Raw genomic sequence first — 11,571 nt, 5'->3', positions numbered from 1 at the left:
CTTTTACTCCGCCGCTTCCAGCGCGCGCATCGGCTCCTCGCCTTCGAGCGGCACGATGCCGAGGCGGTCGAACAGCGCGGCATCGCGGTTGTCGCCGGCGTTGGGGGTGGTCAGCAGCTTGTCGCCGGTGAAGATCGAGTTGGCCCCGGCCATGAACGCCAGCGCCTGACCGGCGTCGGACATGCTTTCGCGGCCTGCGGAGAGGCGAACCATGCTCAGCGGCATGGCGATCCGCGCGACCGCGACGGTGCGCACGAACTCGATCTCGTCGATCTTCGCCAGCGGGGTGCCTTCGAGCATGTCGCCAAGGACCGTGCCCTTGACCGGGACCAGCGCGTTGACCGGCACGCTCTCCGGGTGGCGCGGCAAGGTGGCGAGCGCGTGGATGAAGCCGACCCGGTCCTCGCGGGTCTCGCCCATCCCGACGATCCCGCCGCAGCACACGTTGATCCCCGCCTCGCGGACGTGGTCCAGCGTCTCGAGCCGGTCCTCGAAGGTCCGGGTGGTGATGACGTTGCCGTAGTTCTCGGGCGAAGTGTCGATGTTGTGGTTGTAGTAGTCGAGCCCGGCATCCTTGAGCTGGCGGGCCTGGCTATCGCTGAGCATCCCCAGCGTCATGCAGGTTTCCATGCCCATCGAGCGCACGCCGGCGATCATCTGGACCAGCGCGGGCATGTCGCGCTCCTTGGGATTGCGCCAGGCCGCGCCCATGCAGAACCGCTGCGAGCCGGCGGCACGCGCCTCGGCGGCGCTGGCGAGGACGGCGTCGACGTCCATCAGCTTTTCCGCCTTGACCCCGCTCTCCGCCGAGGCCGACTGCGAGCAGTAGCCGCAGTCCTCCGGGCAGCCGCCGGTCTTGATCGAGAGCAGCGTGCACATCTGGACCTCGCCGCGGCGGTGGTTGGCGCGGTGGACGGTCTGCGCCTGGAACATCAGCTCGTCGAACGGCAGCTCGAACAGCGCGGCGATCTCGGCGCGGGTCCAGTCGGTGCGAGTCTGGGCAGTCATGCGGGGGCCTCGATTCTGGGAAACTCGGGCGTGCCCTTATGCGGCCCCCGCGCCGCCGTCCATGCTCTACGCGCCGGTAGCCGCTGACTGTTTCCAGTAACGGTCGCGGATCAATCGTTTGTAGAGCTTGCCGTTTTCCTCGCGAGGCAGGGCGGGGTCGAAGTCGACCGAGCGCGGGCACTTCACGTGGCTGAGGTTGTCCCGGCAGAACGAGATCAGCTCGTCTGCAAATTGCGGTGTGGCGTCCGCCGGGTCGAGGGGCTGGACCACCGCCTTGACCTCCTCGCCGAAGTCCGGGTTCGGCACCCCGATCACGGCCGCATCGGCGACCTTGGGGTGCGTCACCAGCAGGTTCTCGACTTCCTGCGGATAGATGTTCACGCCGCCCGAGATGATCATGAAGCTCTTGCGGTCGGTGAGGAACAGATATCCGTCCTCGTCGACGTGGCCGATGTCACCGAGCGTCGACCAGCCGCGGTGCAGCGGGTGGCGCGAATCCCGCGTCTTCTGCTCGTCGCCGAGATAGGCGAAGTCCCAACCGCCCTCGAAATAGACCACGCCGTCCGCGCCGGGCGGTAGCTCGTTGCCCGCTTCGTCGCAAATGTGCAGCGTGCCCCAGCTCGCCTTGCCGACCGAGCCGGGTTTGCGCAGCCACTCCTCCGGCCCGATCCGGGTCGAGCCGTTGCCTTCCGAGCCGCCGTAGTACTCGTGAACGATCGGGCCGAGCCATTCGATCATCTGTCGCTTGACCGGCACCGGGCACGGCGCGGCGGCGTGGACCACGATCTTCAGCGACGACAGGTCGTATTTCGCACGTTCCTCCGCCGACAGGCGCAGGAGCCGGATGAACATCGTCGGGACCATCTGCACCAGCGTTACCCGGAACCGCTCAATGGCCGCGAGCAGCGCCGCAGGCTCGAACTTCGGCATGACCACGACGGTCCCGCCCAACCGCATGACCGAGGTCGTGTAGGCCAGCGGCGCGGTGTGGTAGAGCGGCGCGGGCGAAAGGTACACGGTGTCCGGCCCCGCCCCGTAATTGTCGGCGAGGAACTGGCCAAGCAGGTGCATGTCGGTCACCTCGCCCGCCGGCAGCGGCAGGCGCACACCCTTGGGCTGGCCGGTCGTCCCGCTCGAATAGACCATGTGGAAGCCGGGCGCCTCGTCTTCGATCGGCTCGGCGGGCATCTTCGCGGTCGCATCGAGCCATTCCGAAAGGCTCATCTGGACCGCGCCGACAGGCCCGACGACAGGTCCCTCGCCCGCCGCCTCCGGATCTGCAACCAGCAGCTTCGAGCCGGAGTTGACGAAGATATACTCCGCCTCCGCCCGCCCCAGCTTGGCCGAGATCGGCACGACATAAAGCCCGGCGCGCTGCGCCGCCCAGTAGATCGGGAACACCTCGATCCGGTTGGTGAGCCAATAGGCCATGGTTTCGCCGCGTTGCAGGCCGAGCTTGCGAAGGAGGTGCGCGCCGCGATTGGCGGCGTCCTCGAGCTCGGCATAGGTCAGCGACGCGCTGCCGTCCGACATGATGACGGCAAGCTTGTCAGGCGAGTTCCGGGCGTGGATGCGGGGATGGGTCATAGCGGCCAGTCCTGCCACAACCCGCACAAAGCTGAAAGTCCGTCAGTTACCCTTCGCGGCGCGGCGGGCGCGGGCCCTTGCGGTGCGCGGCAGGCTTGGCGCGATAGGGGCGCGGACCGCCCTGTCCCTGCCTCTCACCGTCGCCGCGTCCGCTGCGCTCGGGGCGGGCGGCATCGCGCGGCTTGCCCTCGATCGGCACGATCTCGACCTCGTCCTCGGGCGAGGCGGTGCGGCGCACGGCTTCGAGGAACCGGCCGGCAATCGCGCCCGGCACCTCGAACAGTGTTTCGTTGCCGGTGATGCGGATGGCGCCGATTTCGCTGCGCGAAACATGGCCGCGGCGGCACAGCAGCGGCAGGATCCAGCGCGGGTCGGCGTTGTGGCGGCGGCCGACGTTGAGCCGGAACCACGCGCTGCCCTCGAACCCCGGGCGCGGTCCCTTCGGCGGACCGGCATCGCCGGCGAGCAGGTCTTCGGGCTCGGGCAGCCGGCCGCGGTGCGCGGCGACGAGCGCCAGCGCGATATCCTCGGCGCTGCGTTCGGCAAGCAGGCGTTCGGCCAGCTCGCGGTCGCCCTCGCCGGCTTCGACCGGTGCGAGCAGGGTGGACAGCAGCCGCTCCGAATCGGCGGCGCGAATTTCCGCGGCCGAGGGCGGCGCAGTCCATTCGGCGGCAATGCGCGCGCCCTTCAGCATCATCTCGACCCGGCGGCGGCGCGGGTAGGGGACGAGCAGGATCGCGGTGCCCTTCTGTCCGGCGCGCCCGGTCCGTCCCGACCGATGCTGCAGCGCTTCGGCATCGCGCGGCACCTCGACGTGGATCACCAGGCTGAGCCCGGGCAGGTCGATCCCGCGCGCGGCGACGTCGGTCGCGACGCAGACCCGCGCCCGCCGGTCGCGCAGCGCCTGGAGCGCATGGTTGCGCTCGTTCTGGCTGTGCTCGCCCGACAGCGCGACGACGGCAAAGCCCCGCTCGGTCAGGCTGGCATGGAGATGGCGGACGTTGTCACGCGTCGCGCAGAACAGGATCGCGGTCTCCGCCTCGTGCAGGCGCAGGACGTTGACGACCGCGTTCTCGATGTCCGACGGGGCGATCGCCATGGCCTGATAGGCGATGTCGCCGTGGCCGCGATCGCCGGCCGTGGTTTCGATCCGTACCGCCTCGTGCTGGTAGCGCCGGGCCAGCGCGACGATCGGCTTGGGCATCGTTGCCGAGAACAGCAGGGTGCGGCGGGTGTCCGGGGTCGCGTCGAGCAGTTCCTCGAGATCCTCGCGGAACCCCATGTCGAGCATCTCGTCGGCCTCGTCGAGCACCGCCACGGCGAGCGCGCCAAGCTCCAGCGCGCCGCGTTCGAGGTGGTCGCGCAGACGTCCCGGGGTGCCGACGACGATGTGCGCACCGCGCTGGAGGGCGCGGCGTTCCTGCGACGGGTTCATGCCCCCCACGCACGTCGCGACCCGCGCGCCGGTGGCTTCATACAGCCACGCCAGTTCGCGGCTGACCTGCAGCGCCAGTTCGCGGGTCGGGGCGATTACCAGCGCGAGCGGAGCACCGGCGGGACCGGCGGTCCCGTCCTCGGCAAGGAGCTGCTGGGCCATTGCGAGACCGAACGCGACGGTCTTGCCCGAACCGGTCTGGGCCGAAACGATGAGGTCGCGCCCGACCGCGTGATCTTCGAGCACGGCGGCCTGGACCTCGGTGGGAGCGGAATAGCCACGCGCGGCGAGCGCATCGCCGAGCAGGGCAAACGGGGTCTGGAAGGTCATGGTCTTTCGAACTTGCAAGAGAGGCGGTCCGGGTGGCCGCAGGCGGGCAATCGGCCCGGCGTCATCCGCGGCGCTTACTCTTTTCGCAGTTGCAGCACAACGCGAAAGGCGATTCAGCCTAGCGGACGCTGATTCCGGATACTTCGATGGCGTCGTCCCGACCGCTGAATGGCAGCAACTCGCCCTCCTCCGCTCCCATCAGCGCGCGGGCGAGCGGGGCGGAGAAGGCGATCGAGCCCGCGGCGGGATCGGCCTCGTCATCGCCCACGATAGCAAGGGTGCGCCGCTTGCCGTTCAGTTTGAAGGTTACGGAAGTGCCGATCTCGACGGTCTCGCCGGTCGGCGCCGGCACGACTTCGGCGGTCACCTGCCGGGTCTGCCAGTAGCGCAGGTCGCGGCGCAGCGGATCGATCCGCTCCTTGTCGGCGGCCTCGGCGACGAGGGCGCCGATCGCCGCTTCGAGCTCCGCGACCTTCGCGTCGATAAGCGCCTTGCCGCGCGCGGTGACGAGGTTGGGGCCAGGCGGGATCGGGATCTCGAACTTGGGCTCGAGATGCGCGTCGTCATCCTCGCGGCGAAAGGCGACGCTCACGCCGCGATGGCCTCCAGCGCCTCGCTCGCCTCCATCCACGCCGCTTCCGCCGCTGCGATGCGGGTTTCGAGCTCGGCACGCTGTTTCATAAGGTCGGTCATGGTCAGCCTGGCGAGCGCGGGCTCGGCGGATTTCGGATCGAACATGGCAAGGTCCACCGCGCTGCGCTGCGCGGTCAGCTTGTCGAGTTCGGCCTCCGCCGCTTTGGCCCGCTTGCGCAATTCCTGCCCTTTCTCGCGCGCCTCGGCCGCTGCCTTGCGCTGGTCCTTCTTGTTGACCGACTTCGCGCCCTCGCCCTTGCCCGGTGCCGGGTCCTTGGCGAGCACGAACGCGATATAGTCGTCGATCGAACCGTCGAACTCGCGCGCCGTTCCCTTGTCGACGAGGACCAGCCGGTCGGCGGTCATTTCCAGCATGTGGCGGTCGTGGCTGACGATCAGGACCGCGCCGGTATAGGCGTTGAGCGCCTGGACCAGCGCCTCGCGGGCATCGACGTCGAGGTGGTTGGTCGGCTCGTCGAGGATCAGCATGTGCGGCGCATCGCGGGTGATCAGCGCCAGCGCCAGCCGCGCCCGCTCCCCGCCCGACAGCTTGCCGACCTCGGTCGTCGCCTTGGGCCCGGCGAACCCGAACCGCCCGAGCTGCGCGCGCACCGCCGCCGGGCTCGCCCCGGGCATCGCCACGGTCATGTGCTGGAGCGGCGTCTCGCTGCGGTCGAGTTCCTCGACCTGGTACTGGGTGAAATAGCCGACCCGCATCCGGCTCGACGCGGTTATCGCCCCGTCCATCGGGGCAAGTTGCGCGGCGAGCAGGCGGGCGAGCGTGGTCTTGCCGTTGCCGTTGCGCCCCAGCAGCGCGATCCGGTCGTCGGGGTCGAGACGCAGGTTGAGCCGGCTGAGCACCGGTGTGTCGCCATAGCCGACCGACGCGAGGTCCAATGTGATCAGCGGCGGGCGCAGCTCGTCGGGTGCGGGGAAGTCAAAGCTCAGCGAGGGATCGTCGATCAGCTCCGCGATCGGCTGGAGCTTGGCCAGCGCCTTGGCGCGCGACTGGGCCTGCTTGGCGGTCGAGGCGCGGGCCGAGTTGCGGGCAACGTAATCGCGCAGCCGCTCGCGCATCGCGTCCTGCTTCGCTTTCGCCGATGCCAGCTGCGCCTGCCGCTCGGCGCGCTGGCGCTCGAACGCATCGTAGCCGCCGGGGTACAGCGTCAGCTTGCCGCCCGAGAGGTGGAGGATGTGGTCGACCACGTTGTTGAGGAAGTCGCGCTCGTGGCTGACCAGCAGGATCGTCGCCGGATAGGACCGCAGGAAGTCCTCGAGCCACATCACCGCTTCAAGGTCGAGGTGGTTCGAAGGCTCGTCGAGCAGCAGCAGGTCAGGCTGTGAGAACAGCAGCGCGGCGAGCGCCACGCGCATCCGCCAGCCGCCGGAGAAGCTCTCCAGCGGACGGTGCTGCGCCGCCTCGTCGAAGCCGAGCCCGGCAAGGATCCGCGCCGCGCGGCTGGGCGCGGCGTGGGCGTCGATCGCCAGCAGCCGCTCGTGGATTTCGCCGAGGTGGTGCGGATCGCTGCAGGTCTCGCTTTCCGCCATCAGCGCGGCGCGTTCCGTGTCGGCGGCGAGCACCGTCTCGAAAGGGGTGGCGTCACCGCCCGGCGCTTCCTGCGCGATGTAGCCGAGCCGGCTGCCGCGCGGCATGGTCACCTCGCCGGCATCGGCCTCGAGCATCCCGGCGATGACCCGGACCAGCGTCGACTTGCCCGCGCCGTTGCGCCCGATCAGCCCGATCCGCCCGCGCGGCGGCAGCTTGGCGGTCGCCCCGTCGATGATCGTGCGCCCGCCGAGGCGAACGGTGATGCCGGAAATGTTGAGCATGGCGGGCCTGGCAGGAGCGAAGGGAGGAGGTGGCGGAAACGTGGTGGGCGGTGAGGGGCTCGAACCCCCGACCCTCTCGGTGTAAACGAGATGCTCTACCAACTGAGCTAACCGCCCGCGTGGCCTGACACCATAGCCCTGGCAAGGGTGGTGCCGCTTACAGGACTCGAACCTGTGGCCCCATCATTACGAATGATGTGCTCTACCAACTGAGCTAAAGCGGCGCGCCGTGTCGGGCGGGGTTGCCCCTTACAGGCGGCGCGGGAGCTTCGCAAGCGGTTGCGTTGCGCTGCCGTGCGCCAACGCCGTACGCTAGATTGCTCGGCCGGCGAGATGCGCGACGAGGTGCCGCGCGGCATCGGAGACCTCGCGCCAGGTCTCCGCGAAGCCGGAGTCGTCGCCATAGTAGGGATCGGCGACCGGCAGGCCCTCCCGGCCCGGAACGTAATCGTTGAGCAGCGCCAGCGTGGCGCTTGCAGTTGCCGGGCGCAGCCGGCGCAAGTTGGCGAGGTTGTCGCGGTCGAGCGCGAGGACGTGCGTGAAGCGGGTGAAGTCGTCCCGCGACACCTGCCGCGCCCGCAGGCCGGTGATGTCGATGCCATGGCGCGCGGCGACCGCGATGGCGCGGGGGTCGGGCGGCTCGCCGGCATGCCAGTCCCCGGTTCCGGCAGAATCCGCAAACGCATCGAGCCCTGCCTCGGTCGCAGCGTGGCGGAAAGCGGCTTCCGCGAGCGGCGAGCGGCAGATGTTGCCGAGGCAGACGAACAGGACGGCGGGTGACGCTTGCATGGACAGACCCTAGCCGCCCGCCCGCGCCTGCGGAAGTCAGACGATGCCCGAGGCGGTCGTGCCGAGTTCGGCGAAATAGCGCGCCATCGCATCGGCCGCCTTTTCGGTCAGGGTGATGAAGGCGCGGCGGCGGTCGGTTTCGTCGTTGACGCGTTCGAGCAGGCCCATGTCGGTCATCTGGCTGATCCAGCGCAGCGCGGTGGTCGGCGGCACGGCGGAGGCAATGCACAGCGAGGTCACCGAGACGCGGACATGCTCGGCGCGGGCGGCGGTGAGGTCTAGCAGCATGTCCCACGCCGGGTCCGCGAAGAGGTCGCCCTCGAAGAACCGGGCACGAAGCTGGCGCTGGCGGATGATGCGGCGGATCAGCCGCGGATCGGGCAGCGGCGGACGGGCGGCGCGGACCAGACGGTCGGTCCCGTCAAGCGGCGCGCCGCGGAAGGCGAGGCTGGGCGATTCGAACCTGAAAGCGGAGCGCTCTTCCGTCTCGCTGCGTTCGTCGCCGCCAGAGAGCGCCTCCAGCTTGCGCGCCATCTCCTCGACCTGCTGGGACAGGCGCAAGAGGGTGATGCGGTCTTCTTCCGAAAGCTCGCGCACGTGCCGCCCACCGCGCGTGAGGATTCGCCCGATCGCCAGCACCAGTTCCGCCCGGCTCGGGGTGACGAGGATCTCCGCCCCGCTCTGGTCAAGGCAGCCGAACACCGCGTCGAGCATGCCGATGCTGGTCGCGACGATCAGGTCGACCCCGGCCCGCGCCGCACGCTGGTCTAGCGTGGCGAGCGCCGCGGTGCCGCCGGCGTCGAGGAACGGGACATCGACCAGGACGACGTCACCAAGCGCCATCTCCGCGCTGTCGAGCAGCGAGGAGAGGTCCCCCATCCGCGCGATGCGCAGGCCCGCGGCGGCCGCATCCTCGGCGATCTGGCGGCGGACATGTGGCCGTTCCGCAAACACCGAAGCGGAATAGACCGGCGACAGCGCGAGCCCGGGATCGTGCTCCTCCGCCACGCCATAGACGAAATCGACCGCCGCCTCGCTCATCGTTCGCACTCCTGCCCGCGAATCCGTATGAATACGTAATGCGAACATGGGTAGAACAAAAACGGATCAGGTCAATTGCGGGGACGGGCAGATGGCTCCGTTATGGAACGATCTCGATCGGCGTTCCGTCGGGGACGAGGGCCCACAGCTCCTCGATCTCGGCATTCGCGAGGGCGATGCAGCCGTCGGTCCAGTCGCCGGGAAGCCGGCCTGCGGCGAGCCAGTTGGGCTGGCCGTGGATGAAGATCAGCCCACCCGGCGAACGACCCTGTGCCGCCGCTGTGCGGGTCGCGGCGGCGTCCGGGTAGGAGATGTGCAGCGAGAGGTGGTAGGCGCTGTTCTCGTTGCCGTAGTCGATGACGAAGCGGCCTTCGGGGGTCCGCTCGTCGCCTTCGAACTGCTTGGCGCCCACCGGCTCGTCGCCGAGCTGGATGGCGGAATAGCGGCGCACCACCTCGCCCGATTCGCCGAGCAGGGTGAGTGTCCGCGCCGACTTCTCGACCCGGACCAGCGCGACGTCCGCGGCTTCAGCGGCGCGAGCCGGGTTCGTCGCCGGCCAGAAGAGGAAAGCGCCCAGCCCCGCCGCCAGCACCAGGCCGAACAGCAGGACGGGCCGCCACCGCATCGTCAGTCCACGAACGGATCGCGGACGAGGATCGTGTCCTCGCGCTCGGGGCTGGTGGAGACCAGCGCGACCGGGGTTTCGATCAGTTCCTGCACGCGCTGGATGTACTTGATCGCCTGTGCCGGCAGGTCGGCCCACGAGCGGGCGCCGGCGGTGGTGCCGCTCCAGCCGTCCATCTCCTCGTAGATCGGCTCGACCTCGGCCTGGTCGGCGGCGTGGCTGGGGAAGTAGTCGAGCACCTTGCCGCGGAGGCGATATCCGGTGCAGATCCGCACCTTGTCGAACCCGTCGAGCACGTCGAGCTTGGTCAGCGCAATGCCGGTGACGCCCGAGATGGCGCAGGACTGGCGGACCAGCACCGCGTCGAACCAGCCGCAGCGGCGCTTGCGCCCGGTGACGGTGCCGAACTCGTGGCCGCGTTCGCCCAGGCGCTGGCCGGTCTCGTCCTCGAGCTCGGTCGGGAACGGGCCGGAGCCGACGCGGGTGGTGTAGGCCTTGACGATGCCGAGCACGAACCCGGTCGAGTTGGGGCCGAGTCCCGAACCGCTCGCCGCCGTGCCGCTGACCGTGTTCGACGAAGTGACGAACGGATAGGTCCCGTGATCGACGTCGAGCAGCACGCCCTGCGCGCCCTCGAACAGGATCCGCGCGCCGGCTTTCCGCACCTTCTTGAGCCGCTTCCACACCGGCTGGGCATATTGCAGCACATAGGGCGCGATCTCGCGCAGTTCGGCGAGCAGCGCCTCGCGGTCCACCGGCGGCTGGCCGAACCCGGCGCGCAGCGCGTCGTGGTGGGCGCACAGCCGGTCGAGCTGGGCGTCGAGCGCATCGAGGTGGGCGAGGTCGCACACCCGGATCGCGCGGCGGCCGACCTTGTCCTCGTAGGCCGGGCCGATCCCGCGCCCGGTGGTGCCGATCTTGCCCGCGCCGGCGGCCGTCTCGCGCAGGCCGTCGAGGTCGCGGTGGAGGGGGAGGATCAGCGGGCAGTTGTCGGCAATGGCGAAGTTCTCGGCATTGATCACGACGCCCTGGCCTTCGAGCTTGGCGATCTCCGCCTTGAGGTGCCACGGATCGAGCACCACGCCGTTGCCGATGATCGAGAGCGTGCCGGTGACGATGCCGGAGGGGAGCAGCGAGAGCTTGTAGACCTGCTCGCCGACGACGAGGGTGTGGCCGGCATTGTGCCCGCCCTGGAAACGGACGACGGCATCGGCGCGGCTGGCGAGCCAGTCGACGATCTTGCCCTTGCCTTCATCGCCCCACTGGGCGCCGATCACGGTTACGTTGGCCAACGGTACGGCTTCCTTCTGTTTCGAAACCGTGCCGCCCCCTAGGGCAGAGGGCGTTGCACCGCAACAGGCGGGCGGAGATTTCGTGGGACGGAGAGGAATTGTCCAACATCAGCGCGAACTTCACGAATTTTGCCCGTGTCGCGCACGAATGCGTTTCGCCGCGAGTCTGCGGGCGAGCCGGGGTTATCGACGGTGACAAAGAGCCGGCGACGAGTCTGGCAGGCTGCGGCGGTGTAGGACAGCGGTTTGTGTGTGGAGGCATGGCCCCTCGCCAGCCGCTGACGGCATGGCAATGAACCACGTCGTCGTTGCGAGCGCAGCGAAGCAATCCACCACGCCCATGCGCGAATTCTGGATTGCCGCGGGGCTGCGCCCTTCGCAATGACGATTCATTAATGTCGTATCCGCGTCGGGTCGATGTGCGAATTTATCGGAGCAAAGCGCACGACGGAGAAAGACAATGACCGCGTTCGAGAGCATCCGACAGGGCCTGGTCGAGGCGATCGACTTTGCGAAGGGCACCCCCGGCAACGCGGTCCGGCGCGGGCTGCGGGATGCGGTGCTGACGGACTTCGCAGATGAGGCAGGGGGAGGCTACGTCGCGCCCACTTCAACGCCGTCATCCCGGGCTTGACCCGGGATCCCGCTTACCTTTCAAGCGATTGCAGCAAAGCGGGACCCCGGATCAAGTCCGGGGTGACGATCATTGGAGAGTATCGAGCGGGATTACGGCCGAGTCTGGTGGGACAGTTGCTGCGGTGAGGGATCGGGGATCGAGTGCCCCCACCGTCATCCCGTCGCTCCTGGCTTTCCGTGGCCGCACGGCCTTCCATTTTTTCTTAATGCGAATTCAATAGCCTGCGTGCCACATGCTCACCGCTGTTGGTTGGGGAACTGCCCTGTGCGCAAAACCGCATCGTACATCTGGACACCTCGAAGAACTCGCTGTTTTCGGCCTGAAGGGGGTGCGAAGGGTCTGATCGCGGTCTTTGGTGCGTGAG

At 68.9% G+C, this 11,571-nt stretch carries 10 protein-coding genes and 2 tRNA genes; 1 reads left to right on the top strand and 11 read right to left on the bottom strand.

The genetic code is table 11. The annotated features are described in order from the left end of the window. Positions 1–3 precede the first annotated feature (3 nt). The 11 genes from bioB to AC3WLD_RS16880 form a co-directional block, all read right to left on the bottom strand. Positions 4–1,008 (bottom strand): biotin synthase BioB, encoded by a 1,005-nt coding sequence (gene bioB, locus AC3WLD_RS16930; protein ID WP_492558149.1) that lies wholly within the window; start codon positions 1,006–1,008, stop codon positions 4–6. Between the two features lie 66 nt (positions 1,009–1,074). Next, positions 1,075–2,595 carry an acyl-CoA synthetase gene (locus tag AC3WLD_RS16925; protein ID WP_492558148.1) on the bottom strand — a complete coding sequence of 507 codons (1,521 nt, stop codon included), beginning with the start codon at positions 2,593–2,595 and terminating at the stop codon, positions 1,075–1,077. Between the two features lie 46 nt (positions 2,596–2,641). Next, entirely contained in the window at positions 2,642–4,360 is a 1,719-nt protein-coding gene (locus AC3WLD_RS16920) for a DEAD/DEAH box helicase (protein WP_492558147.1), read from the bottom strand. A gap of 118 nt (positions 4,361–4,478) precedes the next feature. Next, a complete protein-coding gene (locus tag AC3WLD_RS16915; protein WP_492558146.1) occupies positions 4,479–4,952 on the bottom strand; it encodes a GreA/GreB family elongation factor in 474 nt (157 codons plus the stop codon). Continuing rightward, positions 4,949–6,823, bottom strand: a complete 1,875-nt coding sequence (locus AC3WLD_RS16910) for an ABC-F family ATP-binding cassette domain-containing protein (RefSeq protein ID WP_492558145.1) — start codon at positions 6,821–6,823, stop codon at positions 4,949–4,951. The genes AC3WLD_RS16915 and AC3WLD_RS16910 overlap by 4 nt, the downstream gene beginning before the upstream one ends. A gap of 41 nt (positions 6,824–6,864) precedes the next feature. Continuing rightward, positions 6,865–6,940, bottom strand: a tRNA-Val gene (locus AC3WLD_RS16905). Positions 6,941–6,971: 31 nt separating this feature from the next. Beyond that, positions 6,972–7,047: transfer RNA gene (locus AC3WLD_RS16900), tRNA-Thr, on the bottom strand. Positions 7,048–7,135: 88 nt separating this feature from the next. Then, positions 7,136–7,612 (bottom strand): low molecular weight protein-tyrosine-phosphatase, encoded by a 477-nt coding sequence (locus AC3WLD_RS16895; RefSeq protein ID WP_492558144.1) that lies wholly within the window; start codon positions 7,610–7,612, stop codon positions 7,136–7,138. 36 nt (positions 7,613–7,648) lie between these two features. Next, positions 7,649–8,653, bottom strand: coding sequence for a winged helix DNA-binding protein (locus AC3WLD_RS16890; protein WP_492558143.1), 1,005 nt, complete (start codon positions 8,651–8,653; stop codon positions 7,649–7,651). Positions 8,654–8,753: 100 nt separating this feature from the next. Next, positions 8,754–9,278 (bottom strand): L,D-transpeptidase family protein, encoded by a 525-nt coding sequence (locus tag AC3WLD_RS16885; protein ID WP_492558142.1) that lies wholly within the window; start codon positions 9,276–9,278, stop codon positions 8,754–8,756. 2 nt (positions 9,279–9,280) lie between these two features. Further along, the gene (locus tag AC3WLD_RS16880; protein WP_492558141.1) at positions 9,281–10,570 is read right to left on the bottom strand and encodes an adenylosuccinate synthase; all 1,290 of its coding nucleotides are present in this window, start codon (positions 10,568–10,570) and stop codon (positions 9,281–9,283) included. Positions 10,571–11,030: 460 nt separating this feature from the next. Here AC3WLD_RS16880 and AC3WLD_RS16875 point away from each other — a divergent pair, with 460 nt between their 5' ends. Then, positions 11,031–11,204, top strand: coding sequence for a hypothetical protein (locus AC3WLD_RS16875; RefSeq protein ID WP_492558140.1), 174 nt, complete (start codon positions 11,031–11,033; stop codon positions 11,202–11,204). Positions 11,205–11,571 lie beyond the last annotated feature (367 nt).

It is taken from the genome of Novosphingobium sp. FW305-C-111 (assembly GCF_058783565.1).
This window is presented reverse-complemented; position numbering and strand designations above follow the sequence as displayed.